General features: G+C 64.0%; 14 protein-coding genes. 9 read left to right on the top strand and 5 right to left on the bottom strand.

All coding sequences use genetic code 11. The annotated features are described in order from the left end of the window. Window positions 1-7 precede the first annotated feature (7 nt). The 3 genes from thrC to ACM62G_RS06110 all read left to right on the top strand — a co-directional run bounded on the left by thrC (window position 8) and on the right by ACM62G_RS06110 (window position 6,464). The gene (thrC, locus tag ACM62G_RS06120; protein ID WP_054059191.1) at window positions 8-1,417 is read left to right on the top strand and encodes a threonine synthase; all 1,410 of its coding nucleotides are present in this window, start codon (window positions 8-10) and stop codon (window positions 1,415-1,417) included. A gap of 199 nt (window positions 1,418-1,616) precedes the next feature. Continuing rightward, window positions 1,617-5,138, top strand: coding sequence for an ATP-binding protein (locus ACM62G_RS06115; protein WP_419737490.1), 3,522 nt, complete (start codon window positions 1,617-1,619; stop codon window positions 5,136-5,138). Window positions 5,139-5,225: 87 nt separating this feature from the next. Further along, window positions 5,226-6,464: an EAL domain-containing protein gene (locus tag ACM62G_RS06110; RefSeq protein WP_419736860.1), complete on the top strand. Its 1,239-nt coding sequence runs from the start codon at window positions 5,226-5,228 to the stop codon at window positions 6,462-6,464. A 2-nt stretch (window positions 6,465-6,466) separates the two neighbouring features. Here the strand turns inward: ACM62G_RS06110 and ACM62G_RS06105 are convergent, their stop codons facing one another. After that, window positions 6,467-7,111: a response regulator gene (locus tag ACM62G_RS06105; RefSeq protein ID WP_419737489.1), complete on the bottom strand. Its 645-nt coding sequence runs from the start codon at window positions 7,109-7,111 to the stop codon at window positions 6,467-6,469. Between the two features lie 327 nt (window positions 7,112-7,438). Here ACM62G_RS06105 and ACM62G_RS06100 point away from each other — a divergent pair, with 327 nt between their 5' ends. Further along, window positions 7,439-7,729 (top strand): DUF3509 domain-containing protein, encoded by a 291-nt coding sequence (locus ACM62G_RS06100; protein ID WP_054059188.1) that lies wholly within the window; start codon window positions 7,439-7,441, stop codon window positions 7,727-7,729. A 161-nt stretch (window positions 7,730-7,890) separates the two neighbouring features. Here the strand turns inward: ACM62G_RS06100 and ACM62G_RS06095 are convergent, their stop codons facing one another. Together ACM62G_RS06095 and ACM62G_RS06090 are read right to left on the bottom strand one after the other, a co-directional pair. Next, window positions 7,891-8,775, bottom strand: coding sequence for a TIGR02285 family protein (locus ACM62G_RS06095; RefSeq protein ID WP_419736859.1), 885 nt, complete (start codon window positions 8,773-8,775; stop codon window positions 7,891-7,893). Between the two features lie 51 nt (window positions 8,776-8,826). Next, window positions 8,827-10,026 carry a CaiB/BaiF CoA transferase family protein gene (locus ACM62G_RS06090; RefSeq protein WP_419736858.1) on the bottom strand — a complete coding sequence of 400 codons (1,200 nt, stop codon included), beginning with the start codon at window positions 10,024-10,026 and terminating at the stop codon, window positions 8,827-8,829. A 138-nt stretch (window positions 10,027-10,164) separates the two neighbouring features. Here ACM62G_RS06090 and ACM62G_RS06085 point away from each other — a divergent pair, with 138 nt between their 5' ends. The 5 genes from ACM62G_RS06085 (at window position 10,165) to ACM62G_RS06065 (ending at window position 14,657) form a co-directional block, all read left to right on the top strand. After that, window positions 10,165-10,707 carry a YaeQ family protein gene (locus tag ACM62G_RS06085; RefSeq protein ID WP_054059185.1) on the top strand — a complete coding sequence of 181 codons (543 nt, stop codon included), beginning with the start codon at window positions 10,165-10,167 and terminating at the stop codon, window positions 10,705-10,707. A 54-nt stretch (window positions 10,708-10,761) separates the two neighbouring features. After that, complete coding sequence (recJ, locus tag ACM62G_RS06080; RefSeq protein WP_054061869.1) at window positions 10,762-12,471, top strand: single-stranded-DNA-specific exonuclease RecJ; 1,710 nt, start codon at window positions 10,762-10,764, stop codon at window positions 12,469-12,471. A 185-nt stretch (window positions 12,472-12,656) separates the two neighbouring features. Continuing rightward, window positions 12,657-13,763: an NADH:flavin oxidoreductase/NADH oxidase gene (locus tag ACM62G_RS06075; RefSeq protein WP_054061868.1), complete on the top strand. Its 1,107-nt coding sequence runs from the start codon at window positions 12,657-12,659 to the stop codon at window positions 13,761-13,763. A 12-nt stretch (window positions 13,764-13,775) separates the two neighbouring features. Beyond that, complete coding sequence (locus ACM62G_RS06070; protein ID WP_273819393.1) at window positions 13,776-14,309, top strand: GNAT family N-acetyltransferase; 534 nt, start codon at window positions 13,776-13,778, stop codon at window positions 14,307-14,309. A gap of 156 nt (window positions 14,310-14,465) precedes the next feature. Continuing rightward, entirely contained in the window at window positions 14,466-14,657 is a 192-nt protein-coding gene (locus ACM62G_RS06065) for a hypothetical protein (protein WP_054061866.1), read from the top strand. A gap of 80 nt (window positions 14,658-14,737) precedes the next feature. Here ACM62G_RS06065 and ACM62G_RS06060 read toward each other — a convergent pair whose 3' ends face one another. After that, on the bottom strand, window positions 14,738-16,600 hold the full coding sequence (locus tag ACM62G_RS06060) for an NAD(P)-binding protein (RefSeq protein ID WP_419736857.1): 1,863 nt from the start codon (window positions 16,598-16,600) through the stop codon (window positions 14,738-14,740). Window positions 16,601-16,663: 63 nt separating this feature from the next. Beyond that, window positions 16,664-18,145 carry an APC family permease gene (locus ACM62G_RS06055; RefSeq protein ID WP_419736856.1) on the bottom strand — a complete coding sequence of 494 codons (1,482 nt, stop codon included), beginning with the start codon at window positions 18,143-18,145 and terminating at the stop codon, window positions 16,664-16,666. Window positions 18,146-18,319: the final 174 nt, after the last annotated feature.

Raw genomic sequence — 18,319 nt, 5'->3', positions numbered from 1 at the left:
ATTTTTCATGCGTTACATCAGTACCCGCGGCCAGGCACCCGCGCTGAACTTCGAAGACGTGCTGCTGGCCGGTCTGGCCAGCGATGGCGGCCTGTACGTGCCGGAGAACCTGCCACGCTTCACCCAGGAGGAAATCGCTTCCTGGGCTGGCCTGCCCTACCACGAACTGGCCTTCCGGGTGATGCGCCCGTTCGTCACTGGCAGCATTCCGGATGCGGACTTCAAGAAGATCCTCGAGGACACCTACGGGGTGTTCGCCCATAACGCCGTGGCGCCGCTGCGCCAACTGAACGGCAACGAGTGGGTGCTCGAACTGTTCCACGGCCCGACGCTGGCCTTCAAGGACTTCGCCCTGCAATTGCTGGGGCGCCTGCTGGACTACGTGTTGGCAAAACGCGGCGAGCGCGTGGTGATCATCGGCGCGACGTCCGGCGATACCGGCTCGGCGGCGATCGAAGGCTGCAAGCACTGCGAAAACGTCGACATCTTCATCCTGCACCCGCACAACCGGGTATCGGAAGTGCAGCGCCGGCAGATGACCACCATCTTCGGTGAGAACATCCACAACATCGCCATCGAAGGCAACTTCGACGACTGCCAGGAGATGGTCAAGAACAGCTTCGCCGACCAGAGCTTCCTCAAGGGCACGCGGCTGGTGGCGGTGAACTCGATCAACTGGGCGCGGATCATGGCCCAGATCGTCTACTACTTCCACGCGGCGCTGCAACTGGGCGGCCCGGCGCGTTCGGTCTCGTTCTCGGTGCCGACCGGCAACTTCGGCGATATCTTCGCCGGCTACCTGGCGCGCAACATGGGGCTGCCGATCAACCAACTGATCGTGGCGACCAACCGCAATGACATCCTGCACCGCTTCATGAGCGGCAACCAGTACGTCAAGGAAACCCTGCATGCCACGCTGTCGCCGTCCATGGACATCATGGTGTCGTCGAACTTCGAGCGCCTGCTGTTCGACCTGCACGGTCGCAATGGTGCGGCCATCGCCGGCCTGATGGACACCTTCAAGCAGGGTGGCGGTTTCAGTGTCGAGCAGGATCGCTGGACCGAGGCGCGCAAGCTGTTCGACTCCCTGGCGGTGGACGATGCGCAAACCTGCGAGACCATTGCCGAAGTCTTTGCCCAGACTGGCGAAGTGCTCGACCCGCACACGGCCATCGGCGTCAAGGCGGCCCGCGAATGCCGCCGCAGCCTGGACACTCCGATGGTGATCCTGGGGACTGCGCATCCGGTCAAGTTCCCTGAGGCAGTTGAGAAAGCGGGTGTAGGAAAAGCGCTTGAACTACCTGCACACCTTTCGGATTTGTTTGAAAGGGAAGAGCGCTGCACGGTTCTGGCCAATGACCTTAAAGTCATGCAGGCCTTTGTCAGCCAGCATGGCAACCGCGGCAAGCCGCTTTGACCGACTAGAAAGGTCACACTTTAGAGCCCGCCCCTTGGCGGGCTTTATCGTTTTTGCATGCCAAACTTTGCCCCCTGTTTTTCATTTCCATCGAATCAAAGGGGGCGGGTACTTCGCCATGGCGTTTCCTGGGAGATCGATCTATTCCATTCTGGCGTGGCTGTCATGGGTGATGCTGGCGAGTCTGCCGGGCGAGCTGATGGCCGCCCAGGGCTTGCCCTTCAATTTGCCCGCGTCGTTCGTCGAACTGCCCCGACTGCCCCTCGGCGCTGATGAACGGCGCTGGCTGGGCAATGACCGGAGGCTGCGGGTGGGCATCTCGGTGGCCGATTATGAACCCATCGATATCACCAGCGACCGCAATCGCTACCAGGGCATCAGTGCCGACTATGTGGCCCTGATCCGCGATCGGCTCGGGGTGCAGGTGGAAGTGCTGGGGTTCGTCGAGCGGGACCAGGCCGTCGAGGCGCTGCTCGAGGGGCAGATCGATGTGCTGACCAGCGCCAACGGCTTCGAACGGGGCTTTCCCGAACTGGCTTTTTCCAGTGAATACATGCCGGATCGCTCGGTGATCGTCAGTCGCAGTGAAACCCCGAACCCCGACGATCTGCGAGGACGCAAGGTACTCCTGCTCGAAGGCTACGCCGATGCCGCGGTGGTGCATGCCACTTATCCCCAGAGCCGGATCATCCTCGCCCCGACCCTCTACAGTGCCCTGGAGGCACTGCTCCAGGGCGAGGTCGACGCCTTCATCGGCAATGAGGTCATCGTCAGGGCCTACAAGACCCTGCGCCCCTACATGGGTTTGCAGATCCGCGGGCAAAGCGCTTTGCCACCGATCGGTTTCGCATTCGCCACGCGCAAGTCGGAGCCTCTGCTCGGCGCCCTGATCCAGCGTGTGCTGGATAGCCTGGACGAAGCGGTACGGCGGGAGATCCTCGCGCGCTGGACCACCGGTTTCGGCTCGGACATCGCCCAGCCGCGGGTCGAGCTGACTGCGGCGGAGCAGGCCTGGATCGACAGCCATCCACGGGTGAGCGTGGCTTCCCAGCAGTACCCGCCTTATATCTACAAGGATGTCCACAACCGTTGGGTCGGTCTCAATGCCGATCTGCTGGCGCGGATCTCGCGGATGACCGGCCTGCAGTTCGTCTTCGACGAGAGTTTCTCCACGGTCCAGACCCTGGAGATGCTCAAGGATGGTCGGGCCCTGATGAACGGCTCGCTGGCTGAAAGCCCCGAGCGCAAGGCCTTCCTGAATTTCACCTATGCGTTTGGCGGCAGTTCCTGGGTATTTGTCGTACCGGTCGATGCGCCCCCGCTGAGCTCGCTCAGCCAACTGGCCGGTCGCGTGCTGGCACTGCCCGAGGAACATGCACTGCAGGCCATGATCCGCCGCGAGTATCCCGATGTGGTGCTGCGTGGAGTCCGGACCCAGGAGGAGGCCAGGGCGCTGGTCGAAAGCGGTGCGGCGGCGGCAACCATCCAGAGCGACACCCTGGCCTATCTGCACCCTCCCGGCAGGCTGAAGGTCGGGCGTAGCGTGGAAGGGCTCTGGTCGGCGGACAGCTTCTCCGTTGCCAAGAGCTCTCCGGAGTTGCTCGGCATCCTCAACAAGTCCCTGGAGGCCTTTCCGGTCGCAGAGCTGCGGGCCTTGCGCATCAAGTGGCTGGGTGCCGTCCCGGTGGCTGCGCCGCCCTCGGTCTGGAAGCGGGTGCCGCGTTGGGCCTATGGGCTGGCTGTTGCCCTGCTGGTGGTGGGCGGGGTCTCGCTCATCTGGAACCGTCGCCTGAATGTCCAGATTCGCCAGCGCCGTCAGGCCGAACGGCAGCTCAGTGACCGGCTGGCGTTCCAGCGCGCATTGCTCGACGGCATTCCCGATCCGATCTTCGTACGGGACCTGCAGGGGCGCCTGATCAGTTGCAATCGTAGCTATGAGCAACGCCTGGCGACGACGCTGGAGCATGTGCGCGGGCGTCGAATCACCGAGGAAGGCCTGCTGCTGCCGGCGGTCGCGCAGGCGCTGCATGACGACTTCCTGTCGTTGCTGGAGAACCAGCAGCCGGTGTTCAGTGACCGGACGCTGGAGTTCCTCAATTGCAGCATCGATGTCTATCTGTGGATGGTGCCGTTCCACTCGGCGGGGGCGCAATTGCAGGGGCTGTTGGGAGGCTGGATCGACATCACCGAGCGAAAGCAGCTCGAGGTGCAACTGACCGAGGCCCGCCGCCAGGCCGAGCGTGCCAGCCAGGCCAAGAGTGCGTTCCTGGCCACCATGAGCCATGAGATACGCACGCCCATGGCGGCGATCATCGGCCTGCTCGAGGTCGAGCGGGAGCAGGCACTGGCCCGTGGGCAAGTGTTCTCGCAGGGGTTGCAGGTAGCCTACCAGTCGGCCCGGGAATTGACCGCGCTGATCGGCGACAGCCTTGACCTGGCCAAGATCGAGGCCGGTGGCATGCGCCTGGTGCCGCAGCCGACCGACTTGAGAAACCTGCTTGAGGGTGTCGTGCAACTGTTCGAGGCGTTGGCCCGGGACAAGGGCGTCGTCCTGAGCCTGGGTATCGATCCGCTGCTGGCGAACCTGTATTGGCTCGATCCGCTGCGTTTGCGGCAGATCCTGCACAATCTGATCGGCAATGCGCTGAAGTTCACCAGCCGGGGATTCGTCCGCGTGCGAGTCTTGCGCTGTGCACAGGTGGCGGGCACCGACCGCCTGCGTATCGATATCGAGGATTCCGGCCGGGGCATCGGCCCCGAGCAGCAGGCGATGCTGTTTTCGCCCTTCGTCCAGGCCCACGGCGATGCCGATGCGGGGCATGAGGGCACCGGCCTGGGGCTGAGCATCTGCAAGCAACTGGTGGAGTTGATGGACGGCTCCATCGAACTTGAGAGCCAGCCGGGGCTGGGCACCCGCGTGCACATCGAGCTGGCGTTCAGGCGCGAAACGCAACCTGTGCTACCCGCACCGTCGAACGGCGCAAGGTGTCGCCTGCCGTGCCTGAACGTGCTGATCATTGATGACCTGTCCGCCAACCGCCTGGTGCTGCAACAGCAGCTCGGCTTTCTCGGGCAGAACGTCGAGGCCTGCCAGACGGCGCAGGCGGCGTTGCAAGCCTGGCAAGGCCGGCATTTCGACCTGGTCATCAGCGATTGCAACATGCCCGGCATGAGCGGCTATCAACTGGCACGGGCCCTGCGCCAGCTGGAGGCCGAGGCGCAACGGCCACCCTGCATGATCGTCGGTTGTACGGCCAATGCCATGAGCGACGAGCGCCAACGCTGCCAGCAGGCGGGCATGAACGACCTGCTGGTCAAGCCGGTTCTTCTTGACGACCTGACCCGGCTGTTGACGCAGATCGTGCCCCGGGAAAGCTCCTTCGACATCCAGACGCTCATCGACATGACCCACGCCGACGCCGGCGTGCTCCAGCACATGCTGCTGGAATTGTGGCGAAACCTGCGCGACGAGCGTGCCGAACTGCAATCGCGGCTTGGCCTGGACGACTGGGACGGCGTGGCGGCCTGCGTGCATCGCCTCAAGGGGATCGCCTGTCTCGTCGATGCGATTGCCCTGGCGCAGGCCTGCGTCGACATGGATCACTGCGTACGCCTGAGGCAGCCCGAGCAGTTGCCCGCGACCGGGCAGGTGCTCAAGGCCGTGATCGACCGGATGATCGCCGACATCGAGCCGAACCTGCAGGAAAAACCGGCACTTTAGGACTTGTCCTATGGGGAACCCCGGGCAGCCTGGCTAAGGTGAAAGGCCGATGCGGATAACCACCGCTTCCACCTGCGGAGATCATCGATGCGTTCGCTCAGGATCCTGATTCTTGAAGACAATCCCTTTCAACTGATGGCCTTGCATCAGATGCTCAATGCCAATGGCGTCTTTGATGTGCTCACTGCCGAAAATGTCGAGAGTGCGCGACAGTCGCTGACCAATCGGGGGCCGGTGGACATTGCCATCTGCGATCTGCAGTTGGAGGAGGGGGATGGTCTGGAACTGATCCGGCATCTGGCGGAAACCCGCGAGGCCCAGGCCCTGATCATTCTCAGCAGCCTTGACACGGAACTGCGCGAGGGCGCTGCCCACATGGCCCGGCAGCAGGGGTTGCATGTGTTGGGCTGCCTGCTCAAGCCTGCCACGGCAGCGATACTCGGTGAACTGCTGGCAACCTATCAACGCCGTTTCGGCCGCCAGCGGCCCGGGCTGCCGTTGGCCCAGGTCTGTGAACTGCTGTCGCTGGACGAGTTGCAGGCGGGGGCCGGGCCTGGCGCGATCCGCAAGTACTGCGAGGCCTTCTTTCAACCGAAGGTCAGTGGCGATGGCCGGGTGCAGGGAGTCGAGGCGCTGGCCCGCTGGCAACACCCGGAGCAGGGCACGCTGCTGCCCGATACCTTCATCCCGGTGCTCGAGTATGCCGGGCTTTCCCAGGCCCTGACCTGGCACATGCTCGAGCAGGCCATCGGGCTGTCGATGGAGGTGTATCTGGGAACCGACCAGTATCTGCCGGTGACGGTGAATATCCCGGGGTTGATGCTGGAACAGGCGGATTTCGCCGGCCAGCTTGGCGAGCTGCTGGCCCGTTTCGAACTGCCCGCCGAGTGCTTGACCCTGGAGGTGATCGACGGCACCGACTGCACCAGCGAGGCGGCCCAGGCCGAAGGCATGTTGCGTTTGCGGATGCTCGGCTGCCAGTTGTCGATCGGTGACTTTGGGGTCGCCGGTGCCGGGCTGCAGAGGTTGCTCGAGTTGCCTTTCTCGGAGTTGAAGATCGCCCCGCGTTTCGTCAGCGGCATGGCCGAGGATTCACGCAGGCGCTCGATCGTCGCCGGGGTGTTGAGCATGGCCAAGGGCATGGGGTTGCGTGCGGTCATCACCGGGGTCGGAACCGACGAGGAATATCGGCTGACCCGGGAACTGGGCGACGTGTTGGTTCAGGGGCGATTCATTGCCGCGCCGATGAGTCGTGCCGAACTGCTGCCCTGGTTGCAATGGGCAGGGCTCGCCAACGTCCCCGAGCGAGAGCGACAACCTGGCTAGAGCTAGGACAACCCCTGTTCCTGCAGATACAGAAACAGCGCGGCATCGTTGGGTAGGCCCAGCTTGCGCATCGCGCTGATTTTCTGGGCACTGACGGTCTGCTTGCTGCGGCACAGGCGTGTGGCGATCTCACCCACCGTGCGGCCCGCCGCCAGCAGACGGGTGACTTCCAGTTCCCGCGGTGAAAGCAGTTCCGGGTCACCCAACCGGTGCGTACCGACCTCCCCGGCCAGGGCCAGGGTCTGGCGCACGGAGTCGGCCACGAACACCTTGCCCTGGCGCACATGCTGGATGGCCATGGGCAATTCATTCGCCAGGCTGGCCTTGCTCAGCAGCCCCATGACCCCCTGATCGAGGATGTAGCGGAACAGTCCGGCATTGTTGAGCATGGTGACGACCACGAGCGGCAGGGCCGGGTAGTTGCGCAGCAGGGCCTCGATCATCCGCAGGCCGTCGTTCTGGTCCGCCGTCGGCATCATGAAGTCGGTGACGAGCGCATCGCAGGGGGTGCTGTCGAGCCGGTCGAAGAGTTCCCCCGGCGTACTCGCTTCGCCAACGACACGTAGTGCGGGTGTTCGTTCGAGGACGGCCCGCAGGCCGATCAGGAATATCGGATGATCATCCGCCAGGACGATCCGTAGTGGCATCTGTGACGACGAGCTCAAGACAACTCTCCGGTGGCGCAGTGGCGATGTGGCTGAAAACTAAGCAAAAAAGAACAGATGTTCTGGCCTGTGTCTGTGAGTAAAGCCGACGCGGCTTGTAGTAAAAGTCTAAAAACCATTGATCTGATTTTAGCCGCGCTTTCCCCGCTGTTTTTTCCTTGTCATCTTTCTGGTTCATGTTCGGTAGACGTCGATCAGTTCGCAGGACCTGGGAGGTCCCGGCGAACTTTCTTCTCCGACTGGCGGTCACTGACTCCAGGCACCTTTGTTTTCGACCTTTAGGCTTTTGACTATTGAGTGGTGATCGAGATGGAAAGTATCAGCCTGTTGCTCAATGAAGCGCTGAGTCCGTATGCCGTAACCCTGACGCCTTCGGGCGGGCACGGCGAGTGCGTGCTGAGCGTGAGGGGCGTTGCCGGACCGGTTCTGGTGGAGCGTGAGGTCAATCAGGCGCAATTGACCGACAAACGCCTGCTGACGGACGTGGTCGATGGCCTGCATCGTGATTTGCGCATTGCCGAAGGGCGCCTGGAGCCCTGCGTGATTGCGGCCCTGCGCCATGCCGCCGAGCATCGGGGCGCGCGCAGCGCCAGCCGGTAGATTTTTTTGGAACCTTCCTTCCGTAGGCGCTGTCAGAATTTATAACGGCAAGGGCAGGCATTGTGCTCCGGTGTTTGTGGCTTGTCGTACTGGTCTTTGTAGGCCACGTTTAGCCCCGAGTCGTCTCCCCACTTCTCGGGGTTTCTTTTGCCCGAAATTCGTCACTGGTCATAGGGAGCCAGGAAAAATCCCCTGGCATCTTCCCGGTATTTTTCCCGCTCGGCCGGCGCCAGCCAGCGTGCATAGAGTTCCACCAGCCTGTCCTGGCGCAGTTCGCGCAGGATCTCGTTGATATGGGGAATCGCCGCGCGACCTTGCGGCGTGTTGGAGCAGGCGATCCGGATGAACTGATAAGTGGCTGTATCCCAGATCGGATAGAACGCCAGGTCGTCTTCGGCGATCTGTTGCTGGCGGGCCTGATAGCGAACCTCCACACCGTAGCCGAGCAGCGCCTTCAGGCGCCCCATGCGTTGCATCTGCAGCAGGCTGCCAAGGGCGTCGTTGCCGTAGTGACGCACCAGGTACTGTTCGTTGGTGTGGGACAGTACATCATCGATCGGATGGCCGTAGCTGCGTTCGGCGATGATCCCCAGTTGCAGGCTGTGGCTGTTCAACAGTGCGGCGAGATCGACCTGGCCCTCGACCAGAAAGGGTTCGATCAGCCCGCGGTCCTTCTGTCGAACCACCAGCCCGTTGCTGGTGGTACCCATGCTGCGAATGGAAAACAGCATTTTCTGCGCCCGTGCCGGCGTCCACAGCAGCGCCGGGTCGCAGGTGAAGGCTGGGCTGTCGAGCATTTGCATGCCCCGTGCCCGGTTGACCCGCAGGATGGTGTGGTCGTACTCCGGCAACCGCTCCATCAGCAGCGGCAGCATCTGGTCCACGGCCCCCTGGCCCTGTTGCGGCCCATCGAAAATGCTCAGGGGCGGCAGGTCCCGCAGCAGCCAGATCAGGGTCTCCCTGGCCTGCGCGCCAGGTGACGGCACTCCGATCAATATCGCCAACAGCGTGGGAACGAGGCGTCGCCACAAGGCACTGGGAGTCATGAGGTGAATACCTTCCTCGGCTTGAAACCAGTCGTTGGTTACCGCGGCACGTCAAATGGCGCCACTTTCACGCAGTCGGGCAATGCCTGTCGCATCGTAGCCAAGGCTGCCCAGCACCTCGGCGTTGTGTTCGCCCAACCGCGGCCCGACCCATTCGCTGGAGCCAGGTGTTTCCGAGAGTTTCGGCACGATGCCGGGCATCTTGAAGTCCCTGCCGTCCGGCAGTTTGGCCTGCAGGAACATTTCCCGGGCGAGGAATTGCGGATCGCCGAACATGTCCTCGGCACTGTAGATGCGGCTGGCGGGGACTTCGGCCGCGGCCAGTACGGCGAGCACCGCGTCCAGCGGCTGGGTGTTGGCCCAGCGGTCGATCACGCCATAGAGTTCGTCACGCCGGCTGTCGCGCCCGTCGTTGCTGGCCAGTTGCGGGTCGTTCGCCAGGTCCTCGCGGCCGATGGCCAGCATGAAGCGCCTGAAGATCGCGTCGCCGTTGGCGCCGATCTGCACATGCCGGCCATCGGCGGTGGTGTGGATCGACGACGGGGTAATACCGGGCATGATGTTGCCGGTGCGTTCGCGGATGAAACCGAATACGTCGAATTCCGGCACCATGCTTTCCATCATCGCGAAGATGGCTTCGTACAGGGCGACATCCACCATCTGTCCCTGGCCGCCGTTCACTTCGCGATGACGCAGGGCCATCAGCGCCCCGATCACGCCCCACAGCGCGGCGATCGAGTCGCCGATGGAAATGCCGGTGCGTACCGGCGGGCGGTCCTCGAAACCGGTGATGTAGCGCAGCCCGCCCATGGATTCGCCGACCGCCCCAAAGCCCGGCTGGTCCTTCATCGGCCCGGTCTGGCCGAACCCGGACAGGCGCACCATGACCAGCCTGGGGTTCAGCGCATGCAGGGTCTCCCAGCCCAGGCCGAGTTTTTCCAGGACGCCGGGACGGAAGTTTTCGATCAGGATGTCGGCTTCGCTCAGCAGTTGCTTGAGAATCGCCAGTGCGTCGGGATTTTTCAGGTTCAGTGTCAGGGATTTCTTGTTGCGCGCCTGGACGAACCACCACAGCGACGTGCCTTCGTACAGCTTGCGCCACTTGCGCAACGGATCGCCGCCGTCCGGCGACTCGACCTTGATCACCTGCGCGCCGAATTCGGCGCAGATCCGCGAGGCGAAAGGGCCGGCGATCAGGGTTCCGAGTTCGATGACTTTCAGGCCCGAGAGAGGTTTGGCGGCGACTGACATGGACGATCCTGTGGGACAAGATAGGGGTTGTAGAGCCTTTTAACATGGCGCGCGTCATCTTCCTAACCATCGACAGTCGTTGATTGACCCGGGTATCGGTTAGACTGGCCACCTTTCCCGTCTTTAGAAGCCCTGTTCATGGCCCAGCCGTCCACGACCTACAAGTTCGAACTCAACCTCACCGACCTGGATCGCAACGTCTACGAGAGCGTCAAGCAGACCATCGCCCGCCACCCTTCGGAAACCGAGGAACGCATGGCGGTACGGCTGCTGGCCTACGCCCTGTGGTACAACGAACTGCTGGCATTTGGTCGCGGTCTGTCAGAGGTAGACGAACCAGCGCTGTGGGAAAAAAGCCTGGATGATCGGGTATTGCACTGGATCGAAGTCGGCCAGCCGGACGCCGAACGCCTGACCTGGTGCTCGCGTCGCACCGAGCGCACCAGCCTGCTGGCCTATGGCAGCCTGCGGGTCTGGGAAGGCAAGGTGGTGCCGGCGGTGAAGAACCTGAAGAACGTCAATATCGCCGCGATCCCCCAGGATGTGCTGGAAACCCTGGCCCAGGACATGCCGCGGGTGATCAAGTGGGACGTGATGATCAGCGACGGCACCGTCTTCGTCACCGACGACCGTGGCCAGCACGAAGTCCAGCTCCAGTGGCTGCTGGGCGAGCGCGGCTGAGTCCGGCCGCCGTTTCAACTCCCGCGTACTGAAAAGAGAAATTCCGCCAGCGTTATGCGTATCGAACCCCGCCCCCTGCCCGCCACCCTGCCGTTTCTCGGTGACCTGCCGCCCCTGCTGACCCGCCTGTACGCCGCGCGGGGCGTCGCTTCCCAGGCCGAACTGGACAAGAGCCTGGCACGGCTGATTCCCTTCCAGCAGCTCAAGGGCATCGAGGCGGCGGTGGACCTGCTGGTGGTGGCGTTGGAGCAGCGCCAGCGGATCCTCATCGTCGGCGACTTCGATGCCGATGGCGCCACCGCCAGCACCGTCGGGGTGCTCGGCCTGCGCCTGCTGGGCGCGGCCCATGTCGACTATCTGGTGCCGAACCGCTTCGACTATGGCTATGGCCTGACCCCGGAAATCGTCGCTGTGGCCCTGCAACGCGAGCCGCAATTGCTGATTACCGTCGACAACGGCATCTCCAGCATCGATGGCGTGCAGGCGGCCAAGGCCGCCGGGCTGAGCGTGCTGGTCACCGACCACCACCTGCCGGGGAGCGAACTGCCGGCGGCCGATGCTATCGTCAACCCGAACCAGCCCGGCTGCGAGTTCCCGAGCAAGGCCCTGGCCGGGGTCGGGGTGATCTTCTACGTGCTGATGGCCCTGCGCGCGCGCCTGCGCAGCCTGGGCTGGTACGACAGCCGGCCGCAGCCGAACATCGGCGAACTGCTCGACCTGGTGGCCCTGGGCAGCGTCGCCGACGTGGTACCGCTGGACGCCAACAACCGCATCCTGGTGCATCAGGGCCTCGAGCGGATTCGTGCCGGCCGCGCCCGGCCGGGGCTCAAGGCGATCCTGCAGGTGGCCAAGCGCGACCCGGCGCGGCTGACCTCCACCGACCTGGGGTTCATCCTCGGCCCGCGCCTGAACGCGGCCGGGCGCCTGGACGACATGAGCCTGGGGATCGAGTGTCTGCTCTGTGAAGATCCGGCCCTGGCCCTGGAAATGGCGACGCAACTCGACGAGATGAACAAGGACCGCAAGTCCATCGAGCAGGGCATGCAGCGCGAGGCCCTGGCCCAGCTCAAGGAACTGCCGGAAGACTCGATGCCATTCGGCCTGTGCCTGTTCGACCCGGACTGGCACCAGGGGGTGATCGGCATTCTCGCCTCGCGGATGAAGGAGCGTTATCACCGCCCGACCATCGCTTTCGCCGATGCCGGTGATGGCATGCTCAAGGGCTCCGGTCGTTCGGTGGCGGGCTTTCATATCCGCGATGCGCTGAGCGTGGTGGCGGCGCAGCATCCGGAGCTGATGAGCAAGTACGGCGGTCACGCCATGGCCGCCGGCCTGAGCCTGCCGCAGGAGAATTTCCCGCTGTTCGCCGAGGCCTTCGATGCCGAGGTGCGTCGTCAGCTCAGCGAGGATGACCTCACCGGACGCCTGCAGACCGACGGTACGCTGGCCCTGGAGGAATTCAACCTGGAACTGGCCCGGGCGCTGCGCAATGCCGGCCCGTGGGGCCAGCACTTTCCCGAGCCGCTGTTCCATGGCGTCTTCCAACTGGTGGAAAAACGCATCGTCGGCGAGCGGCATCTGAAGGTGGTGCTGAGAAGCGAATGCGGTTCGCTGAAGCTCGATGGCATCGCCTTCGGTATCGACCCGGAAGTCTGGGCCAATGCCCGGGTCGACTGGGTCGAACTGGCCTACAAGCTCGATCTCAACGAATTCCGCGGCAAGGAAAGCGTGCAGCTGATGATCGCCCATATCGAGCCGCGCTGAGATTTGCCGCGGCTGAACCCTCCGGTGTCCGTCATTGTCGACTAGGCTCTAAGCACTGTCTGAATGGTCTTGTGACGTTGTCTTCCTTTCTACCCGCCGGGGGGCGGTCATCTACTTCGTTCATGTCACTCGCCGACGTTCTCACAGAACCCTGGAGCCAGCCCACTTGATTTGAGAGGTGCCCCATGAGTCTGCTGCTTGAACCCTATACCCTTCGTCAACTGACCCTGGCGAACCGCATCGCGGTCTCGCCGATGTGCCAATACTCCAGCGTCGATGGCCTGGCCAACGACTGGCATCTGGTTCACCTCGGCAGCCGTGCGGTAGGCGGTGCCGGGCTGGTTTTCACCGAAGCCACGGCGGTGACCGCCGATGGCCGTATCACCGCCCAGGACCTGGGCCTGTGGAACGACGAACAGATCGAACCGTTGCAGCGCATCACCCGCTTCATCGCCGCCCAGGGTTCTGTCGCCGGTATCCAGCTGGCCCATGCCGGACGCAAGGCCAGCACCCACCGGCCATGGCTGGGCAAGCATGGCAGCGTCAAGCCGGAAGAGGGCGGCTGGACACCGGTCGGGCCGTCGCCGATCGCCTTCGACCCGCAGCACACCCAGCCCGTGCAACTCGACGAGGGGCAGATCGCCGAAGTGATCCAGGCGTTCGTCGCGGCGGCCCGGCGTGCCCTGGTCGCCGGTTTCAAGGTGGTCGAGGTGCATGCGGCCCATGGCTACCTGCTGCATCAGTTTCTTTCGCCACTGAGCAATCAGCGTCGTGACCAGTATGGCGGTTCGTTCGACAACCGCATCCGCCTGGTCCTGCAGGTGAGCGAAGCGGTGCGGGCGGTCTGGCCCGAGGAACTGCCGCTGTTCGTCCGCGTATCGGCCACCGACTGGGTGGAGGATGGCTGGAACCCGGATGAAACCGTGGAGCTGGCACGACGCCTGAAGGCGCTGGGTGTCGACCTGATCGACGTGTCCTCGGGAGGCACCGCCGCCAATGCCGAGATTCCCACCGGGCCCGGCTACCAGACCCGCTTCGCGGAACGTGTACGCAAGGAATCCGGTATCGCCACCGGCACGGTCGGCCTGATCACCGAACCGGCCCAGGCCGAACACATCCTGCGGACCTGCCAGGCTGATATCATCCTATTGGCCCGCGAACTGCTGCGCGACCCCTACTGGCCGCTGCACGCCGACGACGACCTGGGCGGACGCAAGGCGGTCTGGCCGGCGCAGTACCAGCGTGCGACCCATCGCGACCAACCCATCCACGAATCGGATCTGCGTGAATAGAAAGGCAATACGGTGTTGATTGAGCGAGACCTGCAGTTGAGCGACCTGGGCCAGTTGGCACTGATCGATCGCAAGGAACTGATCGAACAGTTCTACCGCGTCCAGGCCGGGAGCCTTGAACTGTACGATGAGTATTGCGCCATGACCGGATGGCCGGAGGGCGAGGCGGAGCAGGATGCCGTGATCCTGCGCCGCTGCTTCGACCAGGGCGCCTGGTTCCACGGCGTGTTCGCCGGCCCGACGCTGGTGGCGGCGGCGGTGCTGGACGGCAAGCTCATTGGCAACGACGGACGGCGCCTGCTGCAACTCAAGTTCCTGCACGTCAGCCACGACTATCGTGGCACCGGCCTGGCGACCCGGCTGTTCGCCAAGGCCGCCGCCCAGGCCCGCAGCCAGGGCGGCGATGGCCTGTATGTCTCGGCCACCCCTTCGCGCAATACCGTGGAGTTTTACCTGCGGCGTGGCTGCCGGCTGCTGGAGCGGCCCGATCCTGGCCTATACGCATTGGAACCCGACGATATCCACCTGTATTTCGACGTGCGTTGACGCCGCGCTCCACGTGATGGCGCAAGCAATTTGCGTGATTTTCCTACTTCAAATTCCGAAAAGATCTTAGCCAAAGGCCGATACTTCCTACCCTTAGGCTAAGTCTGAGGCGCTCGGCCCAGGCGGTTCCTGTCCCCTCACAGAAGGAAGGCGTCCATGGCAAAGGAGCGGAGCATCTTCGGTTTCATGCTGTTTCTCTGGCGTTTCAGGGCACCGCCCGCGCCCAGGGTGCACCGGCTCAGCCCGCAGGAGCGGGAGCTGGTGGAACGTTATCGGACGCTTTCTGAATCAGACCGCGACGCGCTGTTCTGCCTGTTGAACCAGATGGGCAGCGTGTCGCGGTTCTGATCGCCGATGAATGATCGTACCCACGCTCGGCGTGGGCACGCAGCCGGTGACGCTCTGCGTCACAAGAGCGGACACCGGCTTCAGCCTATTTCCCCCACCGCCCGCCAGGCCTCGTCGATCGCCGCATGGGCATACGCACTCCACGCCGCATCGGAGTTGGCGATGCTCACCCGGCCGACCGGCTGACGCGCCAGGTTCATCAGCTTTTCGCTTTCGGCGGCGTCGTCGAACAGGCTGTTGGAGAAGTAGGCGTAGCCGTGGGACCAGCGGTTGACGGTGATCGCCAGGATGTCGGTTTCATGGTTGAAACCACCGGGGCCGAGCATACGCTGCAACTGGTCGCGCAGTTGCGTTTCCAGTTGCTCGAAGGTCTGCCCGTAGAGCTTGCCGCGGCCGGCGCGGGCCTGGTCGCGGGCGTTCATGCCGCTGTTGGGGCTGGTGGGCACATAGACCATGTGCAGGCCGATCGGTTGGCTCGGGTCCCTCGGGTGCTCATAGCCGCCCAGGCTCACCGGATAGTCGAGCTTGATCCGGCTGTAGGGCTGGGTGGCGGCGTAGATCTCGTGCACGCCGAGTTTCTGGAACGCCTGCCAGTTGCGGATCACCACCTTGGTGTAAACCAGCGGGAACTTCACGTTCTGGCTCAGGGCATGGGCCTGGGGCTGGGGCAGGTCGCGCAGCAGGTAGGGGATCATCATGTTGTAGCAGGCGAGGATGCAGTGCCTGCCACGTACCTGGCTCAACTGGCCGCCCCGGCTGTAGCCGACATTCACGCCCTTGCCGACGTTGCGCACGCTGATCACGGTGCTGTTCAGGCGCAGTTGGACCGGCGAGCGGGGCTGGTCGAGCCTGGTGTAGTCGAAGGACGCCAGGACGATGTCCTCCATGCCGTGGCCGGGGGCGACGGCCGGAATCAGGCTGCGCACCAGCAGGCGGGCGAGGGAGGCGTTGCCGTCCGGGAAGTGGTAGATGTACGGCTCTTCCATCTCCGCCTTGGCTTCCTCGCTGATGGGCTCCAGGTTCATGGCGCCGAAGCCGGGGAAACCGACGTTGTAGGCGTCGAGCGCCGCCACGGCGTCGATGCTCAGGGCCGAGAAGTCGTTGGTGCGGCTCTGGAAGTACTTCACTGCGGTTCCCGACAGGCCGACATCCTTGAGCAGGAAATCGCGGTAGCTGGTGGCGGCCAGGTGCGCGGCCTTCTCCTTGGCACTCTTGCCCGCCAGGTAGTCGCGGGGCGCCTGGTGCAGCTCGATCAGTGCCTGGCGGTCGGCGGGCGGCAGTGGGAAATCGTTGATGAACGCGTCGATGGGGCGGGCGTTCAACTGCTGCGGGGCGATGTCGTCGGCGACCATCGGTGTCGGGTCGCCGCTCACCAGTTTGTCCTCGCCGAAGTTCTCCCGGTCGAAGAACACCCCGCGTGACAGCCCCAGGCCCGGATAGAACGAACGGTCGAAGGCGGTTTCGAAACGCCTGATATCGACCCCGAGTTTTTTCAGCAGGCCGTTGACCTGCTGGCTGTACAGGTGGTTCGGCGACTGGAAGGCTTCGCTGCCGCCGTAGCCGAGGATCATGCGGCCGCCGGCGGAGAATTCGTTGCGCTTGGCGTGGCCGCCGAAGTCGTCGTGGTTGTCGAGGATCAGGATGCGCGCCTTCGGGTGTTTCTCCCGATAGAACCACGCCGCCGCCAGACCGCTGAGGCCGCCGCCCACTACCACCAGGTCGTACTCGCCGGTCATTGGCAGGTGGTCGGTGTCGAAGACCTTCTTCTCCCAGCCCATCTGGTGGGCCACTTCGAACGCGCCGACATGGCTGCCGCGCAGGCCGGTCAGCGCCGGCGGGTAGTAGCGCCCGTCCGGTGCGGCCTGGAGCAGTTGCAGCGGGGTCATGCCGGCGGCGAGGGTGATGGCGACGCCATTGAGGAAGTCGCGGCGGGTGATGTCCATGTTGAATCCTTGTCTTGTTGTTGTCATGGCCCGGGCAGCGGTCGCCTGCCCGGGCAGTTGCCGTTACCGGCTGATTTTCCAGGCGTCGCCTGCCGGCGCGGTGCCGCGGTCATGGGGCTTGCCCAGCCACAGGTAGAGCAGGCCGAGGCCGATGACGATCGCGGTGGTCAGGACCATGGCGTAGTTGGTGTACCAGGGCGCATCCGGGGTCCGCGGCCAGGCCATGTTGACGATGGCACTGACACCATAGAGCAGGGCGCCGATGTTCACCGGCAGGCCCCAGGCCCCCAGGTTGAACTGGCCACTGGGTTTCCAGCCGCGTGCCCGGGCGAACAGGGCGGCGAGCACGATCATCTGGAAGGCCAGGTAGATACCGATGGCGGCGAAGCTGACGATGGTCGCCACCGCATCCTGCAGGAAGAAGCCCAGGGCGATGATCAGTGCCGGCAGCACGCCGGAGACGAACAGCGCCGGGACCGGCACCTGGGTGGTCGGCGAGAGGCGCTTGAGCAACGGGCTGCCGATCACCATCTCGTCGCGGGCGTAGGCGTATAACAGGCGGCTGGCGGCGGCCTGCAGGCTGATCACACAGGAGATGAACGAGATCATCACCACGCCCATCACCACTTTCGATCCGACGCTGCCGAAGGCGTTGTTGAGGACGGTCGTTACCGGGTCCTTGTCGGTGCCGTTGATCACCGCTTGCATGTCCGGTACGGCGAGGATCAGCGCCAGGCAGGCGAACATCGCCGCGACACCGCCGATGTAGATGGTCATGCGCATGGCCACCGGAATGCGTTTGCTCGGGTTCGGGGTTTCCTCGGCCACGTCGCCGCAGGCTTCGAAGCCGTAATAGAGGAACATGCCGGCCAGGGACGCGGTGAGGAACGCCGGCAGGTAGGAGCCATCGACGCGGATGTCGAAGGTGTTGAACAGCACGCTCAGGGGCTGGTGGCGTTCGAAGACCAGCAGGTAGACGCCGACGACCACCGCGCCGACCAGTTCGCAGAGAAAGCCGAACAGGGCGATGCGCGCCAGGGTCTTGGTGCCGCTGAGGTTGATCAGGGTGGCGAACAGCGTCAGCACCAGGGCGATGACGATGTTGGTGTTATTGCTCGGCTCGAAACCGAGCATGGCCGCCAGGTAAGGGCCGGCACCGACGGCGACGGCGGCGATGGTTACGCACAGGGCGATGGAGTAGATCCAGCCGACCATCCACGCCCAGCGCTTGCCGACCAGGCGCCGGGCCCACGGATAGACGCCGCCGGAGATCGGGAACTGCGAGACCACCTCGCCGAAGATCAGGCACACCAGCAGTTGTCCGCAGCCCACCAGCAGGTAGGCCCAGAACATCGGCGGGCCACCGGCGGCCAGGCACAGGCCGAACAGGGTGTAGACGCCGACCACCGGCGACAGGTAGGTGAAGCCCAGGGCGAAGTTTTCCCACAGGCTCATGCTGCGATTGAAGTTCGAGGTGTAGCCCAGTTGCCGCAGTTGCTCGGCATCGCTGTCGGCGCTGGCGCCGAGATGGGGTTGTGCACTCATGGCGGTATCGCTCCGGAAAAACGGCAAATTCTGGCCGTCCGAAACCGTGGCCGGGCCATGGGGCCCGTCCCGGTTCGATGTTGTCGTGTCGGTTCTGGTTTTCGGGTGGAGCATCCATGGGACCGCTGGGCGGTCCGCCGCCGACAGGCCGGCAGGAAACCGGCCTGTCGGCGA

This window comes from Pseudomonas sp. COR18 (assembly GCF_048568395.1).
GTDB classification, from domain to species: Bacteria; Pseudomonadota; Gammaproteobacteria; order Pseudomonadales; family Pseudomonadaceae; genus Aquipseudomonas; species Aquipseudomonas fuscovaginae_B.
Note: the sequence above shows the minus strand (reverse complement) of the source record. Positions and strands in the feature narration are given on the sequence as shown.